Origin of the sequence: Nocardia coubleae NBRC 108252 (genome assembly GCF_001612805.1) — a bacterium.
Lineage (GTDB): Bacteria > Actinomycetota > Actinomycetes > Mycobacteriales > Mycobacteriaceae > Nocardia > Nocardia coubleae.
Window position 1 is genome coordinate 44,682 of sequence record NZ_BDBD01000007.1, and the last position, 23,707, is coordinate 68,388.

Below are 23,707 nucleotides of genomic sequence, written 5' to 3' on the forward strand. Positions count from 1 at the left end.
ATGAGCGACTCGGTGGATATGCGGAAAGAGACCAAGCTTCTCAGCGCCAGATACGAGCGGGACAGCGACGGTCGGCTGGTGTTCGTCCCGGCAGTGCCCGCCGAACCGGACCGCGACGCGGAATGGCCGCTGCTGGCGAAGGATTCGACCGGCAGCACCACCCGGATATGGTTCGCGTTCCCGTTGGACATGTCGCTGCACCTCGCGATCGGCGCCGCCACATGGTTCGCCGTCCCCGGCTCGATATCGCTGCTCTACGGCCTACTCGCCTGGCTCACCGCATCGTTCCTACACCGCACCGTCATCCAACGCCTCACCCGAGCAACCCTGGGAAAGGCCGTCTTCGGTCTCCGCATGCGCTACACCGACGGCACCTACCCCACCCTCGGACGACTGATCAAGGAGTGGTTCCGTGGCCTCGGCGCCGCCCTCGAGATGCTGGCCTGGCTCGGCTAGAGCCCGACACACCACCGCCACCGCCCTGGAATTCACCCGCCTCAGGTTTCAGCGCTTCTCCGGGAGGGGGTCGGCGAAAGACCAGCCCTCGGAGAGGAGTTGGTCGACGGCGGTTACGGCGGCGGTGAGGCGTTCGTGGTGGGAGCCCGTCAGGACGGTGAATCGTCGGCCGGTTCGGGTGAGTTCGGTGCGGAAGCGTTCGGTCATCCAGGGGCGTAGGTGTTCGCCGTCGCGGAGGCCGTCGTCTTCGAAGGGGACGTCGGTGTGGTCGGTGAGCAGCCAGAGGTGCTGGCGTGGGGGTGTGTGCAGGGTCGGGTGGGGGACGCCGAGGTAGCGCTCGTGCCAGATTTCGGTGGCGAAAGCGTCGGTGTCGCAGAAGAGTACGGGGCCCGACTCGCGAGCGGCGTGGTCTTCGCGTTCCTGTTGGCGGGCGGCGATCAGGGGGAACTCGGCGGAGGTGAATTCGACCTGGGACCAGTGGGCGGAGGGGCCGAGGGCGGCGAGTTTCTGCTCGCTGTATTCGCGGCCGTATTCGGGAACCCAAGGGGCGCCGTAATGTTCGGCCAGCGCTGTGGCCATGGTCGTGGTTCCGGTGGACTCGGCACCGAGGACGACCACGCGTCTGGTGAGCGCGGCGCGCACCGGAGGCTCGAGAAACTCCCAGTGTGCCATCGGATCCCGCCGGATCGCTGTCGCGGAGATCGGGTAGCGGCGGCGCTGCGGGTCGACGCTGATCGACTGGGCGCCGAAGCGGCGGGCCAGCTCGTCGCCGTAGGTCTCCGAGGTGAACACGGCGTCGACCGGCTCGGGGACGGCGGCACGGAACACCGCCATGTGCGCGTCCCAGACCCGCGGATCGGTGAGGTCCATGGGTATGTCGTCGACGGCGCCTACAACGGAAATGCCGGTTTCCGAGTGGATTTCACGCATCCACGCCACCCGGTCGGTGAGCGGAATCGACTCCACCGAGGCGGCGCAGACCAGCACCGTCAGCCGGTCACAGCGCGCGGCTGCGGTGCGCACCAGATGATGGTGGCCCGCGTGCGGCGGATAGAACTTGCCCAAAACCAAACCGTGCGCGAACCCGCGTGCGGAATCTGATTGCCCGACAGTCGCGTTCATGGTGCTCATACCGCCACAACCGCCGGTTCCGCGCGTACATCCCGCCGCCAGGCGATCAGCCCGCGCACACACAGCGCGAGGAACCCGCAGTACAGGATCGCGGTGAGATAGAGGTCTTTGTAGACATAGAGGGGGATGTAGACGACATCGGCCGCGATCCACAACCACCACGACTCGAGGCGTTTGCGGCACTGCCCGTAAGTGGCCATCAGCGACAGCGCAGTGGTGAGCGCGTCCCAGAACGGCACCGTCGATTCGGTTGCGGTAGCGAGCAATACGGTGATCGCCGCGGTGCCGAGCACACCGCACGCCCCGAGCACGAGCCATTCGGTGCGTGTGGTCCTGCGGACGGGCAGCCGTTCACTCCGTGGCGCCCCGGTGGCCCATGTCCACCACCCGTAGACGGCCAGTGCGATGAACACCACCTGCAACCCGGCATCAGCGAACAACCCGGCCTGGGTGAACAGCAGAATGAAGAACACATTGTTGGCGATGCCGATCGGCCAGTTCGCGATGTGCTGGCGAGCCACCAGCCAGACACACAGCGCACCGCTACCGAATCCGAGCACCTCGGTCCAGCTCACCGGCGTGCCGAGCAGCGTGAACAGCGGTTCCTGTAAGGCAGCTATCAGATCGAGCACGGTCATCCCCCGCATCAGTATTAGTCAAATTGACAATAACCTGAGCGTGGCTGCGGCACAAGAGATCCGTCACCAAGGTCGTCACACGGTTCTTGTTAAGCGGAGTCGAGCAATCTGTGGCGCATGACCAACGCAGCACCGCCCCGGCACGCGACGAGGAACGGCAGCTACGAGCGCGACGGACGATCGACCTACGTCCCGGAGACGACGACCGCGCAGGACGAATTCCCCCTCACCGGACGCACATCCACGGGTTCGGAGACCGGCGTGATCCCCGCCTTCCTCATCGACATGGCCCTGCACGCCGCGATCGGCCTCACCACCTGGCACCTCGTCCAGGGCCCGACCGGCGTCCTCTACGGCCTGCTCGCCTGGCTCGGAGCCTCGTTCACGCACCGCACGATCGTCCAGCACCTGGCCGGAACCACCATCGGCAAATGCTCGTTCGGCCTCAGCCTGCGCCACGCCGACGGCACCCACCCCTCTCTCGGGCAGCTGATAATCCAGTGGTTCCGAGGCGGCTGGGCCTGCTTCGACTTCTTCGGCTGAGGCCGGTCACGACGAACGACCTCGGCGCGGATCACCCGCACCGAGGTCGTCGGCCAAGACTTACAACATGCAGCTGACGCAGTTCTCCACTTCGGTCCCCTCGAGGGCCATCTGCCGCAGGCGGATGTAGTAGAGGGTCTTGATTCCCTTGCGCCAAGCGTAGATCTGGGCCTTGTTCAGGTCGCGGGTGGTGGCGGTGTCCTTGAAGAACAGCGTCAGCGACAGGCCCTGGTCCACGTGCTGGGTGGCCGCGGCGTAGGTGTCGATGATCTTCTCGTAACCGATCTCGTACGCGTCCTGGTAGTACTCCAGGTTGTCGTTGGTGAGGTACGGGGCCGGGTAGTAGACGCGGCCGATCTTGCCTTCCTTGCGGATCTCGATCTTCGACGCCACCGGGTGGATCGAGCTGGTGGAGTGGTTGATGTAGGAGATCGAGCCGGTCGGCGGCACCGCCTGCAGGTTCTGGTTGTAGATGCCGAATTCCTGCACCGAGGCCTTCAGCTCACGCCAGTCGTCCTGGGTCGGGATGCGCACGCCCGCGTCGGCGAAGAGCTGACGAACCTTGTCGGTCTTGGGTTCCCACACCTGATCGGTGTACTTGTCGAAGTACTCACCGCTGGCGTACTTCGACTCGGCGAAGCCACCGAACGCGGTACCGCGCTCCTTGGCGATCAGGTTCGAGGCCCGGATCGCGTGGTAGACCACGGTGTAGAAGTACATGTTGGTGAAGTCGATGCCCTCTTCGGACCCGTAGTGCACCCGCTCACGCGCCAGGTACCCGTGCAGGTTCATCTGGCCGAGGCCGATGGCGTGCGACTCGTTGTTGCCCTGCTCGATCGAGGGCACCGAGTAGATGTGGGTCTGATCCGACACCGCGGTGAGCGCGCGGATCGAGGTCTCGATGGTCTGCCCGAAATCGGGTGAGTCCATCGCCTTGGCGATATTGAGCGAACCCAGGTTGCAGGAGATGTCCTTGCCGACCTTGGAGTACGAGAGGTCGTCGTTGAACTCCGACGGAGTCGAGACCTGCAGGATCTCCGAGCACAGGTTCGAGTGGGTGATCTTGCCCTTGATCGGGTTGGCCCGGTTCACCGTGTCCTCGAACATGATGTACGGGTAGCCCGACTCGAACTGCAGCTCGGCGATGGTCTGGAAGAACTCGCGCGCCTTGATCTTCGACTTGCGGATGCGCTTGTCGTCGACCATCTCGTAGTACTTCTCGGTGACGTCGATATCGGCGAACGGCTTGCCGTAGATGCGCTCGACGTCGTACGGCGAGAACAGGTACATGTCCTCGTTCTTCTTCGCCAGCTCGAAGGTGATGTCGGGGATCACCACGCCGAGCGAGAGGGTCTTGATGCGGATCTTCTCGTCGGCGTTCTCGCGCTTGGTGTCGAGGAAGCGGTAGATGTCGGGGTGGTGCGCGTGCAGGTACACCGCGCCCGCGCCCTGTCGCGCGCCCAGCTGGTTGGCGTAGGAGAACGAGTCCTCGAGCAGCTTCATGATCGGGATGACACCCGAACTCTGGTTCTCGATCTTCTTGATCGGCGCGCCGTGCTCGCGAATGTTGCTCAGCAGCAAAGCCACACCGCCGCCGCGCTTGGACAGCTGCAGCGCGGAGTTGATGGAGCGCCCGATGGACTCCATGTTGTCCTCGATGCGCAGCAGGAAGCAGGACACGGGCTCGCCGCGCTGCTTCTTGCCGGAGTTGAGGAAGGTGGGGGTGGCCGGCTGGAAGCGGCCGTCGATGATCTCGTCGACCAGCTTGCTCGCCAGCGTCTCGTCACCGGCCGCCAGGGTCAGCGCGACCATGCAGACACGGTCCTCGAACCGCTCGAGGTAGCGCTTACCGTCGAAGGTCTTGAGGGTGTAGGAGGTGTAGTACTTGAACGCGCCGAGGAAGGTGGGGAACCGGAACTTCTTGGCGTAGGCCTGCTGGAACAGCTGCTTGACGAACCCGCGGCTGTACTGGTCGAGCACCTCGGGCTCGTAGTAGTTCTCCTTGACCAGATAGTCCAGCTTCTCGTCCAGGTTGTGGAAGAAGACGGTGTTCTGGTTGACGTGCTGCAAGAAGTACTGGTGCGCGGCCTCGCGGTCCTTGTCGAACTGGATCTCGCCGTCGGGGCCGTACAGGTTCAGCATGGCGTTGAGGGCGTGGTAGTCCATCACCTCGCCCGCGGCGTCGGGCCGCACCGCCGACCGCTCTAGACGGGCTGACTTGCCTGCCGGTGCTGTGGTTGCTGTTGCCAAAACAATCCCAATCCCTCTCGGACGCGCGCGACGTCCTCAGCGGTTCCCATCAGTTCGAAGCGATACAGGTACGGCACCCCGCATTTGCGCGAGATGACATCGCCTGCAGCACAGTAGGTTTCGCCGAAGTTCGTGTTCCCGGCCGCGATCACACCGCGCAGCAGGGCACGGTTGTGCGGGTCGTTGAGGAACTTGGCGACCTGCCGCGGTACGAGGTCCTTGTCGGACCGTTGCTCACCCATGACGTGCCGACCACCACCGTAGGTGGGGGTGATCAGCACGTAGGGTTCGTCGACGCGCAGCGAATCAGCGGTGTGCAGTGGTAGTCGAGTAGTCGGGAGACCCAGCTTCTCGACGAAACGGTGAGTGTTCTCCGAAGCGCTGGAGAAGTAGACCAGCCCGCCCGGAGTCGTCCGTTCGGGCATCGCGGCTCCTTCCGAGCGAAGTCCTAGGCGGCCGCGACGGCGAGCGACTTGATGCGGTCGGGACGGAAGCCCGACCAGTGATCCTCACCCGCGACGACGACGGGCGCCTGCAGGTAACCGAGCGCCATGACGTAGTCGCGCGCCTCGGCGTTCTCCGAGATGTCGATGACGTCGTACTCCACCCCGACCTTGTCGAGCGCCTTGTAGGTGGCATTGCACTGAACGCAAGCGGGCTTGGTGTACACGGTGACGGTCATTAGAGTCCCTCTCTCCTATGCCTGATCCACAGCCTGTGATCCGTATGCAGTGCACGAACGGTGATGCTGCGCAAACTCCTGGATCTGGCGAAGAAAGCCCTGCTCGTAACCCCTTCCCTTGGGCCCGATCAGTAGTGGCTTCACACCGTGTTCCAGTACCGAAGACACTACACCTAGTGGCCGACAGATGGGAACAACACAAGGGGTTGCGAGTCGCACAGATGTAATTTCCACCGGGTAAGTCCCAGGACGCACCGGCGGCGAGCAGCCGAAACAGTGGCTCAGATCACGATTTCGCCTACCGGCGAGTCTTCAGCAAACCGGCTCGACAACGAAAGAGCGCCGCATCGACCGTGTCGATGCGGCGCCCGTCGGGAGCGCTGTCAGCTTACGCGCTGACGAGCGTGCCGTTCGCGGCAGCGACCAGCTCGTGCACCGCGGCACCGAGCTGGGTCAGCGCCTCGGCGTCCTCACCCGGATGCACCTGGGCGAACCGGTCACCGATGGTGCCGAACCGCACCGTGGCCGACTCCACGACCACACCACCCGCGACGCCCACGGACTTCACCGCGTCGCCGTGCGCCCACTCGGCGGCACGCGCGCTGATCGAGGCACTCACCACGGCGACCGGCTTGTCCTTGATCGAACCGGCACCATAGGGACGGGAGGCCCAGTCGATGGCGTTCTTCAGCACGGCAGGCAGGGTGCCGTTGTACTCGGGCGTGACAAGCAGGACGGCGTCGGCGGCGGCCACGGCGTCGCGCAGCGCCTGCGCGGTGGCGGGCACGGAACCGGGGACGTCGAGGTCCTCGTTGTAGAACGGGACCTCGGCGAGACCCTCGTAGATGGCGATGTCGACGCCCTCGGGCGCGGTCTGTGCGGCGGCCTCGGCGAGGCGGCGGTTGATCGAACCGGCGCGCAGGCTGCCGACCAGAGTAAGGATGCGGGTCTCGCTCATGACGACTCCTGGTGTACTCAGTGGAAAGATCCAAGTTTCATCCGACAATAACCGGACCGCGGTCCGAATACTTCCCCGGAGGGGCGTGTGAGCAGCGTGAGCTACAGCACACCGAGGTCGGACGAGCCCGGCGTGCTGCGGATCGGGCAACCGTCGTCCCTCAATGCCGAACCGGCCGAGCGCGCAGACGCGGCCCGCAACCGAGCCCTGCTGCTCGACGCGGCCCAGCAGCTGGTGCGCGAGCACGGCGTCGCCGGACTCACCATGGACGCGCTCGCCAAGCGCGCGGGCGTGGGCAAGGGCACGGTGTTCCGCCGCTTCGGCAATCGCTCCGGGCTGATGCTGGCCCTGCTCGACCACTCCGAACAGAAGTTTCAGACGGCCTTCATGTTCGGACCAGGCCCGCTCGGGCCCGAGGCCGAGCCGATCGACCGGCTGATCGCCTTCGGCCGAACCCGGCTGCTCGATATCGAACTCGAGGGCGACCTGCACCGCGCCGCCGAGGAGAAGGGCCGCTTCGGCGACGGCCCCTACGCGCTGCACCGCGCCCACATCGTGCTGCTGTTGCGTGCGGCCGGGGTGCGCGGCGAGCTCGCCCTGATCGCCGACGGCCTGCTCGCCACGCTCTCGGCGGCGCTGGTCCTGCATCAGATGGAGGAGCTCGGCTACACCCGCGCACAGATCGGCGACAACTGGGAATGGTTCGTTCGCCGGGTTGTTTCGCCTGTCGCCCAAGTAGAGTGAGACGGCATGGGGACACTGCGTGAACAGATCATTGCCGAATTGGGTGTGCAGCCCGAGATCGAACCGAAGCAGGAGGTCCGCAGGCGCGTCGACTTCCTCAAGGAGTACCTGAGCACCACCCCCGCGAAGGGTTTCGTGCTCGGTATCAGCGGCGGGCAGGACAGCACCCTCGCCGGTCGGCTGTGCCAGCTGGCCGCCGAGGAGCTGCGTGCCGAGGGCAAGGACGCCACCTTCCTCGCGGTGCGGCTGCCCTACGGCGTGCAGGCCGACGAGCACGACGCGCAGGTCGCCCTGAACTTCATCGACCCCGACCGCTGCGTCGTCGTGAACGTGCGCCCCGGTGTCGACGCGGTGTCGGCCGAGGTGGCCGGGTCCATCGACCACGAGCGGTTACGCGACTTCGTGCGCGGCAATATCAAGGCACGCGAGCGGATGGTCGCCCAGTACGCGCTGGCCGGGCAGGAGAACCTGCTGGTGGTCGGCACCGACCACGCCGCCGAGGCGGTCACCGGTTTCTTCACCAAGTACGGCGACGGTGGTGTCGACCTGACCCCCCTCACCGGCCTCACCAAGCGTCAGGGTGCCGCGCTGCTGCAGGAACTCGGCGCGCCGCCGAGCACCTGGTCGAAGGTGCCGACCGCCGATCTCGAGGACGACCGCCCCGCCCTGCCCGACGAGGACGCGCTCGGTGTGCGCTACAGCGAGATCGACGACTACCTCGAGGGCAAGGAGGTGAGCGACGCGGTCGCCGAGCGCGTCGAATCGCTGTTCACCGCAACCCGTCACAAGCGCACCGTGCCGGTGACTCCCCTCGACACCTGGTGGCGCTAGGCCGATATCGGCATCGTCTTCGAGCAGAACGCCGTCTCGTCGGCGACGGTGGCCCATCGACTGGGGATGAGTCCAGTGAGTAGCGCTCACCGCACCGAGCGCGTTCAGCGTCGGCATGGGCTGTCTCCCTTGGCGATTCGCGACAGGCTCGTCGCGAGCTGATCCGCGCGCGGACTCGAGACGCGCGGATGTCGCGTTCCTAGGGCGCCGGCGGGAGCGGCTCGGTATCGACGCCGCCCTCATCCAGCTCGGACCGCGTCATGGCATATCGAGTCCGCGGGCAGACGGGTCAGCGAGCTCTGGATTCACGCAGTTGAGCGGCGGCGGCCCGCGACTTCCGAAGAAACTTTCGCGATTCGGGAATCAACACGACCCCTACTAACCTTTCAACTGTTGATTGACGGTTAGAAAACCGGCTGTCGCCGCTCATCCCGAGTTCGTTCCAGAAGAAGAGGTTCCTCATGTCTCGTCTGCCGCTCATCCAGTCCGACGCCGCCACCGGCAAAGCCGCCGACCTGCTCGCCGGGGTGCAACAGGCACTCGGCGTTACCCCGAACATGACAAGGGCGATGGTCAACAGCCCCGCCGTACTCGAGGCGTACCTCGGTTTCTCCGGCGCGCTCGCCGGCGGCGCGCTGTCGGCCGCGACCAGGGAGCGGATCGCGCTCCTGGTGGCCGAGGAGAACGGCTGTGACTACTGCCTGTCGGCGCACAGCTACATCGGTGCCAATATCGCCAAGCTCGACGCCGAGGAGATCGAGCGCAACCGCCACGGCCAGTCGTCGGACCCGAAAGCCGAGGCCGCGCTGGTCTTCGCCGCGGCCGTGGTCCGCAACCGGGGTGGTGTCGAAGAGGCCGATATCAAGGCAGCCAAGGCCGCGGGTCTGACCGACGGTGAGATCACCGAGATCATCGCCGGTGTCGCCCTGAATGTGTTCACCAACTACCTGAACAAGGCGGTCGACACCGACATCGACTGGCCGGTGGTGCGCCACCACCAGCACTGACCCGAATTCGCCGGGCCTCGCCCACCAGCGAGGCCCGGCTCTTCTTCTCCCGTGAAAGGGTTTACGGTGATCGAGATTCCTGTGATCGCATATCGATTCGTCGAGGTCGACGGTGTCCGCGTCTTCTACCGTGAGACCGGCCCGCGCGACGCGCCGACGCTGGTACTGCTGCACGGCTTCCCCTCGGCCTCGCACCAGTTCCGCCGGTTGATGGATGCCCTCGGCGGCCGGTACCACCTCATCGCACCGGACTACCCCGGCTTCGGGCACACCTCGGCTCCCGAGGATTTCGCCTATTCGTTCGACCGTCTGGCCGATATCACCGAAGGCTTCCTCGAGGCCCTCGGCCTGCACCGCTTCATCATGTACGTCTTCGATTTCGGTGGGCCGGTGGGCTTCCGGATCGCCGAGCGTCATCCGGAGTGGATCGCCGGACTGATCGTGCAGAACGCCAACGCCTACACCGATGGCCTGTCCGACGGCGCCCGCGATTTCATCGCGCTGACCCCGGAAACCCCCGGATCACGCGACGTGATCGGCGAGCTGCTGACCTTGGACGGCACCCGAGGTCAGTACGAAACAGGTGTCTCCGACCCGCAGGTGCTCGACCCCGACGCCTGGACCCTGGACCAGCACTTCCTCGACGCGCCCGGACGGAAACAGGCGCAGCTCACGCTGGCCTTCGACTACCACAGCAACCTCGAGCGCTATGACGCCTGGCAGCTCTGGCTGCGGACGCACACACCACCCACCCTGATCCTCTGGGGTCGGCACGACCCGTTCTTCCCCGAGCCCGGCGCCCACGCCTACCTCGCAGACGTGCCGCAGGCCGAACTGCACCTGTTCGACACCGGCCATTTCGCCCTGGAGAGCCATCTGCCGGAAATCGCCCCGCGCATCGCGAATTTCGCCGACCGCGTCTGGGACACCGGCCGCACCGATCACTGAGACCGGTCGTCCCTCGCCGCCACCTTCCAGGCGGTAAGCCGGCTCTTCAGCTGGGCCGGGTTCAGCCGCCGGCGAATGGGGGGAGAACGTCTACCCGGTCGCGGAGCATGGCCGCGGGGTCGCGGGTGAGTTCGTCGCCGATCAGGAAGGCGCAGACCCGGACCAGGGTGTCCACTTCGGCACCGTAGGTGGTGGCGAGGGTGGTGCGTAGGTCGGCGACGGTGGCGCCGTCGGGGAGGTCGAGTGTTTCGGTGTTCTTGCCGACCGCGTCGGCGATGGCGGCGAAATAGCGGACCTCAACCACCGATGGCTCCCATCGTGCGTTCCGGGGGGACGAAACCTGCGGCGTCGATGCCGTGACCTGCCCACTTCTGCCACATCGCGCCGCGCCACAGTTCGGCGACCTCGGCGTCGTCGGCGCCGGCCCGCAGGGCGGTGCGCACGTCGAATTCCTGGTCGCTGAACAGGCAGGAGCGCAGCATGCCGTCGGCGGTGAGCCGGGTGCGGTCGCAGGCGTCGCAGAACTTGCGGGTCACCGTCGCGATGATGCCGACGGTCGCCGGGCCGCCGTCGACCAGCCACTTCTCCGCGGGTGCCGAGGGGTCGGCCCGGCCGGCGGGCGTGAGGGTGAAGCGGGTGCCGAGGACGTCGAGCAGGTCGGCGGCGGTCACCATCTGTTCGCGCGCCCACTCGTGGTCGGCGTCGAGCGGCATTTCCTCGATGAAGCGCAGTTCACATTCCTCGGCCAGGCACCAGGCCAGCAGGTCGGCGGCACCGGCGAGGTTGTCGCGCATGAGCACGGCGTTCACCTTCACCGGTGCGAGGCCCGCGTCGCGGGCGGCGCGGATACCGTTGAGGACCGATTCGAGGCGGTCGCGGCGGGTCAGGCGGGCGAAGTCGAGCCGGTCGACGGTGTCGAGGGAGACATTCACCCTGGTCAGGCCGGCAGCGGCGAGGGCACGCACTCGATGTTGGAGGCCGACACCGTTGGTGGTCATCGCCAACGGAGTGTCGGGAACGGCGGCGTGGCAGCCCGCGATGATCTGCTCGAGTTCACGGCGCATCAGCGGTTCGCCACCCGTGAAGCGCACCTCGCGCACCCCGAGTTCCTTCACGGCGAGGGAGACCAGCCGCACGATCTCGTCGGCGGTGAGCAGTTCCTCGCGCGGGATCGGCGGCAGGCCCTCCTCGGGCATGCAGTAGGTGCAGCGCAGCGAACACTTCTCGGTGATGGAGACGCGCAGGTCACGGGCGACGCGGCCGAATCGATCGACCAGCAGCGGCGTCTCGGGCCTGCCGTCGAGAGACGGCCGCTCCGAGCGCACAGCGGGGATCCCCATCTCGACCAGCGTCATTCCTCCAGTATGACCCGTCGGGGCCGTCACATCGGGTCCGGTGCGGCGATTCGTTGCTCACCGCTAGGGCCGGGAAAGAGTGAGCAACACGATCGAACCGGGTCCCGCGACGACGATTAGGCTGGGCACATGACTCACCGGCCCGCCACCGCGTCGGCGCGCAGCGTGGACGAGTACCGCGACACCGTTGCCGCGCTGCTGGCCCACCTCGCCGACCGCACCCCCGAACAGGTGCCGGTCCCCGACGCACTGGGGCGCGTGCTCGCCGCCGATGTGAACTCCCCGATCGATCTGCCGGTCTTCCGCAATTCGGCGATGGACGGGTACGCGGTGCGGGCTACCGATGTCGCCGTGACGCCGGTGACGCTGCCGGTCGCGGGTGTAGTGGCCGCCGGTAGGCCAGGCACCGAGGTACTGCCCGAGGGCGCGGCGATGAAGGTGATGACGGGTGCGCCGCTGCCGCCGGGCGCGGACTGCGTCGTCCCGGTGGAGGACGTGCAGGCGGGCGCCGACCGCATCGTCGTCGAACGCGGCCGGGCACGTGGGGAATTCGTGCGCGAGGCCGGTACCGATGTGCGCGTGGGTGAGCTGGTCACCCGGGCGGGCACGGTGCTCGCGCCGCGTCATATCGCCGCGCTGGCCGCCGTGGGACTGCCGAGTGTGCCGGTGCTGTCGCGGTTGCGTGCGGTGTGCCTGACCACCGGCGACGAGTTGCGACCGGCCGGTTCCGTGCTGGCCCCCGGCCAGATCTACAACTCGAACGGGATCGGCCTCGCCGCCGCCCTGCGCGCCGACGGCGTGGACGTGCTCGAGATCGCCCACAGCACCGACGACGCGACCGTCTTCGCGCAGGTGCTGCGGTCGGCTGTCGCGAAGGCCGACGTGGTGTTCACCTCCGGTGGGGTGTCCAAGGGCGACTTCGAGGTGGTCAAAGAGGTGCTGGCACCGCTGGGCGGGACGTTCGGTTCCGTCGCGGTGCAGCCGGGTGGACCGCAGGGGTACACGGTGGTCGACGGTGTGCCCGTGCTGAGTTTCCCGGGCAATCCGGTGAGCACGATGGTCTCCTACACGGTGTTCGCGCGTCCGGTGATCCGGGTGCTCGCCGGACTGCCCGCGCCCGAGAGCCGCGAGCTGCCCCTGCTCACCCCGGTCCGCTCCCCCGCGGGCAAACGTCAGTTCCTACGCGGCCTGACCAGCGACGACGGCGTGGAGGTCGTGTCCGGACCCGGCTCGCATCTCATCGCGGGTATGGCCTGGGCGGATGCGCTGGTCGACATTCCCGCCGAGGTCACCACGCTCGCCGCCGGTGCCACTGTGCGAATCTTGATGCTATGAGCGAGTTGTCGCACGTCGACCGCGAAGGTCGCGCCCGCATGGTCGATGTGAGTGCCAAGCCCGACACCACCCGGATCGCCGTCGCCGCAGGCGAATTGCAGACCACGGCCGAAGTCGTGCGCTTGGTCCGTGCCGACGGCATGCCCAAGGCCGACGTGCTGTCCACCGCCCGGCTCGCCGGAATCGCCGGTGCCAAAAAGACTTCCGAGCTGATCCCGCTGTGTCACCAGCTGGCACTGTCGTCGGTGAAGGTGGAGTTCGGGTTCACCGAGACGACCATCACCATCGAGGCGAGCGCCAAGACCACCGGGCCGACCGGGGTCGAGATGGAGGCACTCACCGCCGTCGCCGTGGCAGGACTCACCCTGCACGACATGGTGAAGGCGGTCGATCCGGCGGCGGTGCTGAACGGGGTGCGGCTGGTCACCAAAGAGGGTGGCAAGCACGGACATTGGGTGCGGCCCGAGGCGCGGCCGGCGTCGACCGAGGCCGCGGAGGCTCCGGCCGTCGCCGGATCGGGCGGCACTGCGGGCATCTCGCAGGCAGTTGACTCCGTCGCCCCTGCCGCTGATGCTGCGGTCGGCGTCTCGGAATCGCCGCATGCTGCCGAATCACGTTCAGCCGTCGCTGATTCTCGGCACGCCATGAACAGCGCCCCCGTCGGGTCTCGTAGTGCCGCTGTCGTGGTCGCGTCTACTGGCGCGGCGGCTGGGTCGCGTGTCGACACCACCGGCCCGGTGCTGACCGAATGGCTTGCCGCGCAAGGTTTTTCCGTGCGTGGCCCGCTGGTTTACGCGGACGCCGACATCGCGGCAGGCTTGGCCGACGCACTGACCGGGGCGCCGTCGCTGGTAATCACGACCGGCGGCACCGGTGCCTCGCCGACCGACGCAACCCCCGAAGCGACCCGGGCCGTGCTCGATCGGGAGCTGCCCGGGGTGGCCGACGCCATCCGGCAGCGTGGGACGGCGAAATTCCCACTCGCGGCGCTGAGCCGCGGGGTCGCGGGCCTGGTCGGGAGCACCGTTGTGGTGAACCTGCCCGGTTCGCCCGGCGGGGTGAAGGACGGCATCGCCGTGCTGGAGCCGCTGCTGGATCATCTGCTCGCGCAAGTAGCCGGAGGCGGCAATCATGAATGACAAGGGCACGGTCGCGCTGGCCGCGATCAGTGACCGCGATCTCGATCCCGCCGCCGTCGAAAAGGCCGTGGACGGACCGGAATTCGGCGCCGTGGTGGTGTTCACCGGCAAGGTCCGCAATCACGATGGTGGCCAGGCGGTTTCCTCGCTCGAGTACTCCGCGCACCCGCAGGCCGAACGGTTTCTCCACGCGGTGTGCGCCGAAGTCGCCACGGCCAGTGGGCTTCCCGTCGCCGCCGCCCATCGGGTCGGTGCGCTCGACATCGGTGGCCTGGCGATCGTGGTCGCCGTCGCCGCACCGCATCGGGCCGAGGCGTTCACCGTATGCCACGAGCTCGTCGACCGGATCAAGCACGAAGTGCCCATCTGGAAGCGGCAACTGTTCGCCGACGGACTCTCGGAATGGGTCAACGCCTGCGGTTAGACCATGCTCGGGGTGTAACGCCAGATGCCGAGCATCGCCTGGTCGTCCAGTGGTGAGTCGCCCTCGAAGACGGTGGCGCGCAAGCGTTCCAGGGCCGCGTCCGCGTCGAGGCCCGCGCCGATGAGGACCAGGCTCGACACCCGCTGCTCACCCCGCGCCCAGGTGCCGGGGGTGAACGTCACGTGGCGGCCGACCAGGTGCATCTCGAACTTGCGTCGCTCGCCCTCCACGGCGAAGGCCACGCATCCCTTGGCGCGGAACAGGCCGTGCGGCGGGTTCTCCAGGAACTCCACCAGCGCACGGGGGTTCAGTGGGCGCTCGCTGGTGTACGACACCGAGACGTAGTCGTCGTGGAAGTGGCGGTGGTCGGGATCGTCGTGGTCGTGGTCGTCGAGCAGGGCGTCGAAGCTCAACTGCTGCGCCACCTTCGGCTCTTCGCGGGTGCGCTCGTCGAACAGCAGGCCCGGGTCGACCCGGCCGTGCGTGGTCGCGTAGACGGGTACCTGACCGACCCACTCGGTGATCTGCGCACGCAGGGCTGTGAGTGCCTCGGGGGTGACGCGATCGGCCTTGTTCACCAGCACCAGGTCGGCCAGTTTCAGATGCGATATCAACTCCGGGTGCCGGGTGCTCGTTTCGCCGAACTGTTCGGCATCGACCACCTCGACCAGTCCGCCGTAGCCGATGCGCGGATTCGGATTCGCCACGACCATCCGGATCAGATTGCGCGGTTCGGCCAGCCCGCTGGCCTCGACGACGATCACGTCGACCGCGCTGCGCGGCTGCGCCAGCTGTGCGAACAGATCGTCGAGCTCGGACACGTCCACCGCGCAGCACACGCAGCCGTTCCCCAGCGACACCATGGCATCGACCTGCCCCGCCACCAGCATTGCGTCGATGTTCACCGCCCCGAAGTCGTTGACCACCACCCCGATCCGGGTCCCCCGATTGTTGCGCAACAGATAGTTCAGCAGAGTCGTCTTCCCCGACCCCAGAAACCCAGCAACGATCACCACAGGAATCACGGCACCCATGGTGCCATCTCGCCGCTGCGCTCCACCCCCACCGTCCCTCCACCGAGCCCCTCCCCGGCCCTGGACGCGAGATCACCACGCTCTGGTGGCGGCATCGACCGAGAGCCGACCGCCAGCAGAGCGTGGTGATCTTGAAAGAAGGGTTTCGGTGGTCTACTTCGTCGGGCCGAAGACGACGCCGGCGAGGGTGTAGGCCAGGTTGATGAGCTGATCGGTGACGACGCTGTTGTCCATGCCGAGGGACTGAGCCATGGGCATCAGCATGTTCATCACCGTGAGGACCGGGCCGCCGAGAGAACTGCTGAGCGACGTGATGTCCGGAACCGATTCCTCCTGGTAGGGCTGGGCCTTCGGGGCGGCACCGCCGCGTTCCCTCGGGGTGGGGGCCGGCGCGGCCGGCGGGCGGGCATTGGCACCGGGTGCGGTGCGGGCGGGGGCGTACGGCAGCGGCGCCGGGTCGGCGATCGGGGCCCGGGCCGGTGCGCGCGCGGGGGCGGGCGCTGCCGGGGTGGTGGAATCGCTGGACGGTTCCTCCACGGGCGCCGGGTTCTGGCCGGATTCGTCGCCGGCCGCGCCGTTCTCCGGCGACCCCTGGGCGGGTGCGCCCGCCGGGCCCGACTCGGGCGCGGACCCCGGCCCGTTCGCCCCGGATTCGGGCCCCGCACCGTTTCCGGTCGCGTCCGATCCAGGTGCCGACCCCTCGCCGACACCGCCGGACTCGGGTCCCGACGCCGCACCCTCACTAATTCCACCGGACTCGGGTTCCGATGCCGCACCGGGCGCGGATCCCTCGCCAACTCCACCCGACTCGGGTTCCGACGCCGCACCGGGCGCGGGCCCCTCGCCAACTCCACCGGACTCAGGTCCCGACGCCGCACCGGGCGCGGATCCCTGGCCGACTCCACCGGACTCGGGCGCCGATCCCTGCCCGGTCCCGTCGGACTCCGGCACCGATCCCTGACCCGACTCACCCGCAGCACCGGGCGCGGACTTGCTGGTAGACGGCTCACCCCGCCGCGGCGAAGTCGTATCGGACTGACCCGGCTTCTCGGTCGTCGAGTCCGTCGCCGCACCCGGCTCGGGCTCCTGCCCGGGCGTGGGAACCGGGGTCGCCACCGGCGCGCGACCCGGAATCGGCTTGGGTGCCGATGCCAGGGCAGGCGCGGGCCCGATCGGTTTGTTCAGCAGATAGCCGACCAATCCGGTCGTGATGGCCACCGCGTGTTGCAGCCGTCCCTCGCGCGATTCGAGCAGCGCCGCGTCCTCGGCATTGGCGCCGTTGCCCATCTCCACGAAAACGAGCGGTACCCGGGTCAGCGCGGGCCCGGCCACATCGGCGCGGGTCTGCAGCCCGTTGTTCGCCCCGCCATAGGTCGCGGGCGGTATCCCGGCCGCGACATAGGCGTCGCGCACCGCGCTCGACGCGGCGAGCCCGGCTCGCGATTGGGCCTGCTCGACGGCCGGATCAGGCACCGGGAGCTGCGGCAGGATGAGGTGGAAGCCGCGCTGGTCGGCGGGTGCGCTGTCGGCGTGGATGCTCACCGCCACCTCGGCGCCGGATTCGTTCGCGGCGCGGGCGCGTTCGTCCACACAGCCGCCCCATCCGGCGTCGTCGGCGCGGCTGAGCACCACTTCGGCGCCGAGCGCCTGCAGCGAGGTCTTCACCAGCTGGGCCACTTCCCAGTTGATGGTGTGCTCGGGGACGCCGCCCAGCGACGTCATGCCGGTGGTCTGGCAGTCCTTGGTTCCGCCTCGGCCGTTGTCGACCTGGCGAGTGAGATCTTCCGCATGGGCCGGACCCTGATGACCCGGGTCGAGGAAAATCGTCTTCCCGGCGAGCTGATCGCCCTGCGCTGGTTCGGGGGCGGCGTGGGCGGTCACGGGCAGCAGCCCGGACAGCGACACCACGACCGCGGCGGAGACTGTGGAGCAGAGACCGGCCTTGATGATGTCTGGTTTCATGTTCGGTCGGCGCTCCGGAACGGAGCACCCCTCCCTTCCCATTGGTAACACCAAACCCAGTAGTTAACTCTTGCCACGTGTACAACCACAGGGCAAGCGCCGTTACCGAACTGCAATAGGCCGATAATCGCTGGTCAGGTGCCCAGATGGGCGACTTTTCAAGCGCGTCAGGCAACCTCCGGCAACTGCCGCAGCGAGCGCAGCGCGTAGTGCACGCGGGTCTTCACCGTGCCGACGGGAACACCGAAATCCTCGGCCACTTCCCGGTATCCGCGATCACGCAGAATCACTTCGACCACGGCCGCGCGCTGAGGTTCGGGCAACCTGGCGAGCAGTTCGTCGACGAGCAAGCCGTCGACTAACCCGTCGGCGAAGTCCGGCCTGCCGCAGGGCACCAGCTCGGCGAGGTCGTCGAAACCCACATCGATCGGGCGCACGGCCCGAGCCCGCACGATATCGACGACCACATTGCGTTCGATCGCCAGCAGCCACGTGCGCACGCTGCCCTTGCGCGCGTCGAAGTCGGCGCACGCGCGCCACGCGCGCAGCAAGGTCTCCTGTACGGCATGCTCGGCCAGCCCGCGATCGCCGAGGCTGCGCATGGCCCGCCAGTGCAGCAGGCCGCGATCGGTGGCCAGCACGTCGGCCAACCCGTCCCGGGTACACAGTCGCGCACAGTGCGCGTTACAGAAGTTGTCCGTCATACCGGGTTATCGCGGCCGGACCGCCCGATGACAACGCCTTAAGCGACTCTTCAGGATCCTGCTGGTGCCGTACCGGAAAGTAGTTCCTGCGAGCCCGGCCGGGCCTGCTCCAGGAGGGGGGAGCAGGGCTGCCGGGCTCGCTCCGTTCCCGGGCCACGAAGGAATTGCATACATAGCGATTCGTGCATATGATTGCGCCGTTCGGTTCACCGGAGAGGGGAAATCGCATGGGCGCAGGACACGGGCACGACCACGGGGTGTCGGCCGACAGCGACAAACGCTGGCTGGCGGGCGCGCTGGCCCTGATCGTCACGTTCCTGATCGGCGAGGTCATCGTCGGTATCGTCGCCGATTCGCTGGCACTGCTGTCCGACGCCGCGCATATGACCACCGACGCCGCGTCCATCGCGCTGGCGCTGTGGGCGATCCGGTTGGCCGCGCGTCCGCCGAAGGGACGGATGACCTTCGGCTGGAAGCGGGTGGAGATCCTGTCCGCCCAGGCCAACGGGCTCACCCTGCTGCTGCTCGCGCTGTGGCTCGGTTACGAGGCGATCCGCAGGCTGTTCGAGCCGCCGGAAGTGCACGGCGGCCTCGTGCTCGTCACCGCACTGGTCGGCGTGGCCGTGAATGTGCTCGCCACCTGGATGATCAGCCGCGCCGACCGGACGAGCCTGAATATCGAGGGCGCCTACCAGCACATCCTCAACGACCTGTTCGCGTTCATCGCCACCGCTGTCGCGGGTGTGGTCATCATCCTGACGGGCTGGGCCCGCGCCGATATCGTCGCCACTCTGATCGTGGTCGCGCTGATGATCAAGGCGGGTGTCGGGCTGATCCGCGCGTCGAGCCGCATCTTCCTCGAGGCCGCCCCCGACTACCTCGATCCCGCACAGATCGACACCGACATCCGCGCCCGCGACGGCGTGGTCGGCGTGCACGATCTGCACATCTGGGAGATCACCTCCGGCTCGCCCGCCCTGTCGGCGCACATCCTGGTGCAGCCGGGCCGCGATTGCCACGCGGTGCGCGAAGACGTGGCGCACATGCTCGACCACGACCACCACATCAGCCACGTCACCCTGCAGGTCGACCACGCCACCCCGGAGGTGCTCGCGATCGGCAACCGGCAGAGCAGCGCCTGCGGCGACACCCACACAGCCGAAGCGCCGCACACGCACTGACCCCGAACGCGAGAATGCCCCACACCGGAAGGTGCGGGGCATTCTCGTGGCCGACGTTCCCGCCGACCCGGCCGTTACCGGCCGAAAGCGCTGACGAATCAGCCGCCGAAGGAGCCGGTCCACAGGGTGTCGACCAGACCGTGCAGAGCAGCACCCAGGGTGTCGAAAAGACCGTTCAGGGCGGCGCTACCGGTGTCGATGATAACGGGGATCATAAATACTCCTCTGTTTCTCATGCTCCAGCCGAGGCTGGCTTACGAATGGCATATCGACCCCCGAACGCCGCGAGTTACGCAAATTACGGATTAGTGACAGCCGTTACAGTAACCCGGTTTCACCTATCACCACCTGCGGTTATAGGTGCGACAACGTGTTACTTAAAATTGTATGAGAACTTTCTGAGAGTTATTTGTTCACCTTTTATGTTTAGGACTCGGCGTGCGCGGGAAAGGTGCGGAGAATTAGCTGATACGTAATATTTCTCTTTCTTCGGGCACCAGCGGCGAGGACTGTGCGGCCGACGCCGACGGGGCATCGGCCACACCGATCGACCGACCGGCGACCATGGTCAACACGACCTGCAGGAACTCCAGGTTCTTGCGCACCGCCCGCACGGAACGGGCCACCGAGGTCACCGTCTCCGTTCCGGTCTCGGCCTGCCTGCCAGCGAAACGGTCGGCGAGCCAGTCGAGGACGACCGGGACGACGAGGAACTCCAGCGGCAGGTGGGAACCATTGCGGATGCGCAGGTACCGCACGGTCGCACCGGCCCGCTCGTAGCGCTGGACATGCGCGTCGATGTCGGCGACCGCGATCACCTCGTCGCGCACGCCCTGCACCACGAGCAGCGGGGCGGCCGGGGCCTTGCCGCCGGGCTCGATGTCGGTGAGAACGCGGCGCAGCACCGGTTCGGCGAGCAGTTCCGCGATGCCGCCGCGCAGGTGGCGGGCGACATCGCGGCGGGCGAACCGCAGCAACAGCGCGAAGGTACTGCGTTGTTCGGCCTCGCCGAGCAGGGCGCGGAACCGCGTGTCGAAGTGGTCTTCCAGCACGGGGACCAGCTCCGGGTAGGCGCGGCGCAGACCGGCGACGAAGGCGGCGGGGAATCCGGCGAACCAGCCACCGTTGAGCCGGACGAACGCCGCCGCCGGGTCACCCACGGGCGACCCGGCGGCGGCGCCGACGATATCCAGCTCGGGGGCGTACTCGGCGGCCAGCTCGGCCGCCCAGGCCGTCGCCAGCCCGCCGCCCGAATAACCCCACAGGGCAACCTGATTCGACGGCGACAACCCGAGCGCGCCGAAACTCAGTGCCGCACGGATGCCGTCGAGCGCCCGGTAACCGGGTTCCCTCGCGGCGCCGAACCGTCCGTCGAGCCCCTCGTGGTCGGGGACCGAGACCGCCCACCCCTGCCGCAGCGCCATCGCGATGATCGGCAGTTCCAGCGGGGCGATCGAGCCGATGGTCTGCGCGCCCCGGCGCAAGGCGTAGGACGGAAAACACTGCGGGGCAACGGCATCGATCGCGCACTGGAACGAGACGAGCGGACGGGACTCGCGCGGGTCGGCACCCCAGGGCAACAGCACCGTCGTCACCGTCACCTCGGCATTGCCGTCGAGATCGCAGGTGCGATAGAGCAATTGCCATGCGGCGATACGCTGCGGCACCATGCCGAACAGGGCCAGCTCCACCGAGCGCGACCGCACCACCGTGCCGGGCGCGAGCGTCTCTAGATCAGGCGGAGCGATATAGAAGGGATCGTCGGGCGGTAGCGGCGGTGCTCCGCGCAGGGTGGCCGCCCGATCGAGCAGACTGGTCATAGGCTGCCGCCTCCGCCGAAGAACCACGGGTTGAACGTGCAGGCCAGCTCGGGTCCGCTCGCCGGATCGAGAGCACGCAGCGCGATGGAGGCCGCGCGCGGGGAGTACATCATCGTCAGATGGTCGGAGACGTCCTGTTCGCAGCCCGCCTGCAAGGTGATGTTGTCGACGGTCGCGTCCGGTCCGGCGACCAGGAAGCCCAGGTCGAGAGGGTTCATCACTTCGTCGTAGCGGGAGCCCACCACGGTGTAGTGCACGCCGGGCACAGTGTCGCCGCCGGCGTTGAGGGTGGTGTAGAACGGCGAGCCGATGGCCTGTTCCACATTGGCGGCGCCGATGATCGGGCGGTAGAAGCCGAGGATGTCGATACCCGCGTTGTTGATCATGCGGCCGAGCGAGGCGATACCGAGCAGCGAGGTGCCGTGGTGGGTGCCGCCGAAGCTCACGAGGGTGGCGACCTTGCCCTGTCCCCCGTCGAACTTGAGATAGTGGTTGGCGATGGTCGCGCCCTGGGAGTGGCCGACGATATCGACCTGTTCGGCGCCGGTCGCGGCCAGCACCCGCTCGATGAACGCGGCCACCTGGCCTGAGGATTCGACCATCGGGCCCACCCCGTTGCGGCCGGGCAGGATCGCGCCGAGCCCACCGGCCTCCAGCAGGGTGGACTTGCCGAAGTTCAGGGTGAACACGCAGTGCCCGGCATCGGCCAGCCGCGGTGACAGATAGGAGAAGGTGTCGTAGGCGTTGAGCCAGGTGCCGTGCAGCAGGACCACCGGTCGCGGATGGGCCGCGGTGGGTTTGCAGTCCCAGCGGTTGGCCTTGGGCGGCGCGGCGTCCGGGTGCAGCAGGCCGTAGGCGAAGGCGGGCAGGTAAGCCGACATCGAGGGGCCCTCACCGATGGTGTCGGAGGCACGGCTCGACGAACCCGACCCGCTGCCCGAGGAGCTGCCGGTGTCGGCGATGGCGGTGGGGCGGCCGTCGGGGGTGGTCGGCGCGGTGGCGGTCAGGTACTCGGCCAGCGAGGCGACGGTCGGGTCGAGCGTGGGAGTCGCGGCGGCCGAATGGGTGCCGAGCGCGACGAGCGCGGCGGCGATGCCGAACGCGGACAGGGTTCGGCGAAGAGGATGCGTCGTTGCAATCAAGGTTTCACTTCCGTAGAACAGCGTCGTCGGGCAGGTGGCCCGATGCGCGTTCTGCGAATCTATGACCGGCGCCACAGGGTGTCACTGCACCGTGCGCCCAGAAAACGCGACCGTTCTTGTCTCGTGAACCAAGTTCTCGTCGTAGCCGACTGGAGCGCCCACTTTCGCCCTGTCTTGGGACACAATTCCAGGCATGCTCGCCGAACAAGCCACGTCCGCCTCACCCGATCTGACGACTCGCCTGCTGAGTCGCTGGCCCCAGATCGCCGAGCGGATGCTCGCCGAAGGACTCGCCGCCAAAGCCCCCGCCGAACTGCCCGCCGGCCACTTCACCGCCGAGGTGCTGCCGACCATCTATGCCTGCGGCCGGGCGGTGCTCGACGCGATCGCCTCGAACCGGGAGTTCACCAAGTCGGAGGTGGCGATGTTCGTGGCCCCGGTCGCCGAGCGGCATGCCGAGGACCGGTTGCCGTTGCCGCTGCTCATCGATGCCATTCACGCATCGGCGCAGTCGCTGCTCGCGGCGGCCTCCGCGGAGGCCGAGCCCAGCGAGATGTTCGAGTTCATCCACGTGTTCAGCCGGCTGCTCGATCTGCTCCGCCACATCAATATGACCGTGGTCGAGACCTACACCGAGGTGGAGCAGTCGATCTACCACGCCGAACGCGAGGCACGGCGCGAATTGTGCTCGGCGCTGGTGCGCGGGCTACCGGCCGAGGAACTCGCGGCGCGGGCCGACACGATTCTGGCCGAGCAGTACACAGTGCTCGCGATCCACCTCGACGAGCAGCCGCGCACCGGCAGCGCGGCCAACCTGCTGACGCGCCGCCGCATCCGGGTGTTGCAGCGCGCCCTCGACGCGCTGACCGGAACGACCACCCCCGCCACCTTCGACGGCACCAGCGGCATCGCCCTGCTGAGCCGCTCCGAGGCCGATGTCCTCGATGCCGCGCGTTTCGACCAGCTCGCCACGCGACTGGCCGAACAATTCGGGGTTCCGGTGTTTCTCGCGGAATTCTCGGAGGTGGCCCGCGACGACATTCCCACCGCCGCCAAAGACGCGAGCGAACTGACCGAACTGGCTCGGCTCCGGGGTAAGCCCGGCGGGTGTTACCGGCTCGACGATCTGCTGCTCGAGTATCAGCTCACCCGGCCGGGCCCGGCGCGAGAGCGGTTGGCGCAACGCGTGATTCCACTGCTGTCGAGCCCACATCTCGTCGAAGCGCTCGAAGCGCACCTGCAGTACGGCGCCGACCGGAAGACCGCCTCGCGACGGATCCATGTCCACCCCAATACCTTCACCTACCGATTGCGCCGCATCGCCGACCTGACCGGCCTCGACCCGGCCGATCCCAAGGATTCACGAATGCTCGCAGCGGCGCTCACGGTATATCGGCTGGATTCGGCATAAAACGAAAAAACC

General features: G+C 67.5%; 24 protein-coding genes. 11 read left to right on the top strand and 13 right to left on the bottom strand.

Annotated elements, in window-relative coordinates; genetic code table 11:
* A complete protein-coding gene (locus NCO8_RS05850) occupies nt 1-456 on the top strand; it encodes an RDD family protein (protein WP_067637066.1) in 456 nt (151 codons plus the stop codon).
* A gap of 48 nt (nt 457-504) precedes the next feature.
* Here the strand turns inward: NCO8_RS05850 and NCO8_RS05855 are convergent, their stop codons facing one another.
* A complete protein-coding gene (locus NCO8_RS05855) occupies nt 505-1,587 on the bottom strand; it encodes an AAA family ATPase (RefSeq protein WP_245655254.1) in 1,083 nt (360 codons plus the stop codon).
* Nucleotides 1,584-2,234 (bottom strand): nicotinamide riboside transporter PnuC, encoded by a 651-nt coding sequence (pnuC, locus tag NCO8_RS05860; RefSeq protein WP_376739938.1) that lies wholly within the window; start codon nt 2,232-2,234, stop codon nt 1,584-1,586. The genes NCO8_RS05855 and pnuC overlap by 4 nt, the downstream gene beginning before the upstream one ends.
* A gap of 108 nt (nt 2,235-2,342) precedes the next feature.
* On the opposite strand from pnuC, the gene NCO8_RS05865 reads away from it, so the two are divergent.
* Nucleotides 2,343-2,768 (top strand): RDD family protein, encoded by a 426-nt coding sequence (locus tag NCO8_RS05865; protein WP_067637071.1) that lies wholly within the window; start codon nt 2,343-2,345, stop codon nt 2,766-2,768.
* Between the two features lie 60 nt (nt 2,769-2,828).
* Here the strand turns inward: NCO8_RS05865 and nrdE are convergent, their stop codons facing one another.
* The 4 genes from nrdE to NCO8_RS05885 all read right to left on the bottom strand — a co-directional run bounded on the left by nrdE (nt 2,829) and on the right by NCO8_RS05885 (nt 6,658).
* A complete protein-coding gene (gene nrdE, locus NCO8_RS05870; protein WP_157104798.1) occupies nt 2,829-4,934 on the bottom strand; it encodes a class 1b ribonucleoside-diphosphate reductase subunit alpha in 2,106 nt (701 codons plus the stop codon).
* A 38-nt stretch (nt 4,935-4,972) separates the two neighbouring features.
* On the bottom strand, nt 4,973-5,443 hold the full coding sequence (gene nrdI / locus NCO8_RS05875) for a class Ib ribonucleoside-diphosphate reductase assembly flavoprotein NrdI (protein WP_067637075.1): 471 nt from the start codon (nt 5,441-5,443) through the stop codon (nt 4,973-4,975).
* Between the two features lie 23 nt (nt 5,444-5,466).
* Entirely contained in the window at nt 5,467-5,700 is a 234-nt protein-coding gene (gene nrdH, locus NCO8_RS05880) for a glutaredoxin-like protein NrdH (RefSeq protein WP_067493089.1), read from the bottom strand.
* 388 nt (nt 5,701-6,088) lie between these two features.
* Nucleotides 6,089-6,658, bottom strand: coding sequence for an NAD(P)H-dependent oxidoreductase (locus tag NCO8_RS05885; protein ID WP_067637076.1), 570 nt, complete (start codon nt 6,656-6,658; stop codon nt 6,089-6,091).
* A gap of 135 nt (nt 6,659-6,793) precedes the next feature.
* Between NCO8_RS05885 and NCO8_RS05890 the strand changes: the two genes are divergently transcribed.
* The 4 genes from NCO8_RS05890 (at nt 6,794) to NCO8_RS05905 (ending at nt 10,188) form a co-directional block, all read left to right on the top strand.
* Nucleotides 6,794-7,402: a TetR/AcrR family transcriptional regulator gene (locus NCO8_RS05890; protein ID WP_067637202.1), complete on the top strand. Its 609-nt coding sequence runs from the start codon at nt 6,794-6,796 to the stop codon at nt 7,400-7,402.
* A 6-nt stretch (nt 7,403-7,408) separates the two neighbouring features.
* The gene (gene nadE, locus NCO8_RS05895) at nt 7,409-8,233 is read left to right on the top strand and encodes an NAD(+) synthase (protein WP_067637078.1); all 825 of its coding nucleotides are present in this window, start codon (nt 7,409-7,411) and stop codon (nt 8,231-8,233) included.
* Between the two features lie 461 nt (nt 8,234-8,694).
* Complete coding sequence (locus tag NCO8_RS05900; protein WP_067637080.1) at nt 8,695-9,240, top strand: carboxymuconolactone decarboxylase family protein; 546 nt, start codon at nt 8,695-8,697, stop codon at nt 9,238-9,240.
* A gap of 66 nt (nt 9,241-9,306) precedes the next feature.
* Complete coding sequence (locus tag NCO8_RS05905) at nt 9,307-10,188, top strand: alpha/beta fold hydrolase (RefSeq protein WP_245655255.1); 882 nt, start codon at nt 9,307-9,309, stop codon at nt 10,186-10,188.
* A gap of 61 nt (nt 10,189-10,249) precedes the next feature.
* On the opposite strand, the gene NCO8_RS05910 is transcribed toward NCO8_RS05905, so the two are convergent.
* Together NCO8_RS05910 and moaA are read right to left on the bottom strand one after the other, a co-directional pair.
* Nucleotides 10,250-10,492 carry a MoaD/ThiS family protein gene (locus NCO8_RS05910; protein WP_067493080.1) on the bottom strand — a complete coding sequence of 81 codons (243 nt, stop codon included), beginning with the start codon at nt 10,490-10,492 and terminating at the stop codon, nt 10,250-10,252.
* Complete coding sequence (gene moaA, locus NCO8_RS05915) at nt 10,485-11,543, bottom strand: GTP 3',8-cyclase MoaA (protein ID WP_067637082.1); 1,059 nt, start codon at nt 11,541-11,543, stop codon at nt 10,485-10,487. Before moaA ends, NCO8_RS05910 begins: the two co-directional genes overlap by 8 nt.
* Before the next feature lie 129 nt (nt 11,544-11,672).
* Between moaA and NCO8_RS05920 the strand changes: the two genes are divergently transcribed.
* Genes NCO8_RS05920 through NCO8_RS05930 form a run of 3 tightly spaced genes read left to right on the top strand, consistent with a single transcriptional unit; the run spans nt 11,673 to nt 14,441 of the window.
* Nucleotides 11,673-12,878, top strand: a complete 1,206-nt coding sequence (locus NCO8_RS05920) for a molybdopterin molybdotransferase MoeA (protein WP_067637083.1) — start codon at nt 11,673-11,675, stop codon at nt 12,876-12,878.
* Entirely contained in the window at nt 12,875-14,017 is a 1,143-nt protein-coding gene (gene moaCB / locus NCO8_RS05925) for a bifunctional molybdenum cofactor biosynthesis protein MoaC/MoaB (RefSeq protein WP_067637085.1), read from the top strand. The genes NCO8_RS05920 and moaCB overlap by 4 nt, the downstream gene beginning before the upstream one ends.
* Nucleotides 14,010-14,441: a molybdenum cofactor biosynthesis protein MoaE gene (locus tag NCO8_RS05930; RefSeq protein ID WP_067493072.1), complete on the top strand. Its 432-nt coding sequence runs from the start codon at nt 14,010-14,012 to the stop codon at nt 14,439-14,441. Before moaCB ends, NCO8_RS05930 begins: the two co-directional genes overlap by 8 nt.
* Here NCO8_RS05930 and NCO8_RS05935 read toward each other — a convergent pair.
* The 3 genes from NCO8_RS05935 to NCO8_RS05945 all read right to left on the bottom strand — a co-directional run bounded on the left by NCO8_RS05935 (nt 14,438) and on the right by NCO8_RS05945 (nt 18,078).
* Entirely contained in the window at nt 14,438-15,475 is a 1,038-nt protein-coding gene (locus tag NCO8_RS05935; RefSeq protein WP_067637087.1) for a CobW family GTP-binding protein, read from the bottom strand. The two genes, NCO8_RS05930 and NCO8_RS05935, sit on opposite strands and share 4 nt — an antisense overlap.
* A 153-nt stretch (nt 15,476-15,628) precedes the next feature.
* A complete protein-coding gene (locus NCO8_RS32990; RefSeq protein ID WP_067637089.1) occupies nt 15,629-17,437 on the bottom strand; it encodes an N-acetylmuramoyl-L-alanine amidase in 1,809 nt (602 codons plus the stop codon).
* A gap of 167 nt (nt 17,438-17,604) precedes the next feature.
* Nucleotides 17,605-18,078 (bottom strand): sigma-70 family RNA polymerase sigma factor, encoded by a 474-nt coding sequence (locus NCO8_RS05945; protein WP_281201969.1) that lies wholly within the window; start codon nt 18,076-18,078, stop codon nt 17,605-17,607.
* Nucleotides 18,079-18,368: 290 nt separating this feature from the next.
* Between NCO8_RS05945 and NCO8_RS05950 the strand changes: the two genes are divergently transcribed.
* A complete protein-coding gene (locus tag NCO8_RS05950; RefSeq protein ID WP_067637093.1) occupies nt 18,369-19,322 on the top strand; it encodes a cation diffusion facilitator family transporter in 954 nt (317 codons plus the stop codon).
* Nucleotides 19,323-19,783: 461 nt separating this feature from the next.
* Here NCO8_RS05950 and NCO8_RS05955 read toward each other — a convergent pair whose 3' ends face one another.
* A complete protein-coding gene (locus NCO8_RS05955; protein ID WP_084456637.1) occupies nt 19,784-21,142 on the bottom strand; it encodes a lipase family protein in 1,359 nt (452 codons plus the stop codon).
* Nucleotides 21,139-22,284 (bottom strand): esterase/lipase family protein, encoded by a 1,146-nt coding sequence (locus tag NCO8_RS05960; RefSeq protein WP_067637205.1) that lies wholly within the window; start codon nt 22,282-22,284, stop codon nt 21,139-21,141. Before NCO8_RS05960 ends, NCO8_RS05955 begins: the two co-directional genes overlap by 4 nt.
* A gap of 193 nt (nt 22,285-22,477) precedes the next feature.
* Here NCO8_RS05960 and NCO8_RS05965 point away from each other — a divergent pair, with 193 nt between their 5' ends.
* Nucleotides 22,478-23,695: a PucR family transcriptional regulator gene (locus tag NCO8_RS05965; RefSeq protein WP_067637095.1), complete on the top strand. Its 1,218-nt coding sequence runs from the start codon at nt 22,478-22,480 to the stop codon at nt 23,693-23,695.
* Nucleotides 23,696-23,707 lie beyond the last annotated feature (12 nt).

Excerpts from the sequence above, each read along its gene's own strand:
- NCO8_RS05935 (WP_067637087.1), bottom strand. The coding sequence starts at position 15,475 with ATGGGTGCCGTGATTCCTGTGGTGATCGTTGCTGGGTTTCTGGGGTCG.
- nrdH (WP_067493089.1), bottom strand. The coding sequence starts at position 5,700 with ATGACCGTCACCGTGTACACCAAGCCCGCTTGCGTTCAGTGCAATGCC.
- pnuC (WP_376739938.1), bottom strand. The coding sequence starts at position 2,234 with ATGCGGGGGATGACCGTGCTCGATCTGATAGCTGCCTTACAGGAACCG.
- NCO8_RS05900 (WP_067637080.1), top strand. The coding sequence starts at position 8,695 with ATGTCTCGTCTGCCGCTCATCCAGTCCGACGCCGCCACCGGCAAAGCC.
- NCO8_RS05950 (WP_067637093.1), top strand. The coding sequence starts at position 18,369 with ATGGGCGCAGGACACGGGCACGACCACGGGGTGTCGGCCGACAGCGAC.
- NCO8_RS05920 (WP_067637083.1), top strand. The coding sequence starts at position 11,673 with ATGACTCACCGGCCCGCCACCGCGTCGGCGCGCAGCGTGGACGAGTAC.
- NCO8_RS05850 (WP_067637066.1), top strand. The coding sequence starts at position 1 with ATGAGCGACTCGGTGGATATGCGGAAAGAGACCAAGCTTCTCAGCGCC.
- nadE (WP_067637078.1), top strand. The coding sequence starts at position 7,409 with ATGGGGACACTGCGTGAACAGATCATTGCCGAATTGGGTGTGCAGCCC.
- NCO8_RS05965 (WP_067637095.1), top strand. The coding sequence starts at position 22,478 with ATGCTCGCCGAACAAGCCACGTCCGCCTCACCCGATCTGACGACTCGC.
- NCO8_RS05955 (WP_084456637.1), bottom strand. The coding sequence starts at position 21,142 with ATGACCAGTCTGCTCGATCGGGCGGCCACCCTGCGCGGAGCACCGCCG.
- NCO8_RS05930 (WP_067493072.1), top strand. The coding sequence starts at position 14,010 with ATGAATGACAAGGGCACGGTCGCGCTGGCCGCGATCAGTGACCGCGAT.
- NCO8_RS32990 (WP_067637089.1), bottom strand. The coding sequence starts at position 17,437 with ATGAAACCAGACATCATCAAGGCCGGTCTCTGCTCCACAGTCTCCGCC.
- NCO8_RS05865 (WP_067637071.1), top strand. The coding sequence starts at position 2,343 with ATGACCAACGCAGCACCGCCCCGGCACGCGACGAGGAACGGCAGCTAC.
- moaCB (WP_067637085.1), top strand. The coding sequence starts at position 12,875 with ATGAGCGAGTTGTCGCACGTCGACCGCGAAGGTCGCGCCCGCATGGTC.
- nrdE (WP_157104798.1), bottom strand. The coding sequence starts at position 4,934 with ATGGACTACCACGCCCTCAACGCCATGCTGAACCTGTACGGCCCCGAC.
- nrdI (WP_067637075.1), bottom strand. The coding sequence starts at position 5,443 with ATGCCCGAACGGACGACTCCGGGCGGGCTGGTCTACTTCTCCAGCGCT.
- NCO8_RS05885 (WP_067637076.1), bottom strand. The coding sequence starts at position 6,658 with ATGAGCGAGACCCGCATCCTTACTCTGGTCGGCAGCCTGCGCGCCGGT.
- moaA (WP_067637082.1), bottom strand. The coding sequence starts at position 11,543 with ATGACGCTGGTCGAGATGGGGATCCCCGCTGTGCGCTCGGAGCGGCCG.
- NCO8_RS05855 (WP_245655254.1), bottom strand. The coding sequence starts at position 1,587 with ATGAGCACCATGAACGCGACTGTCGGGCAATCAGATTCCGCACGCGGG.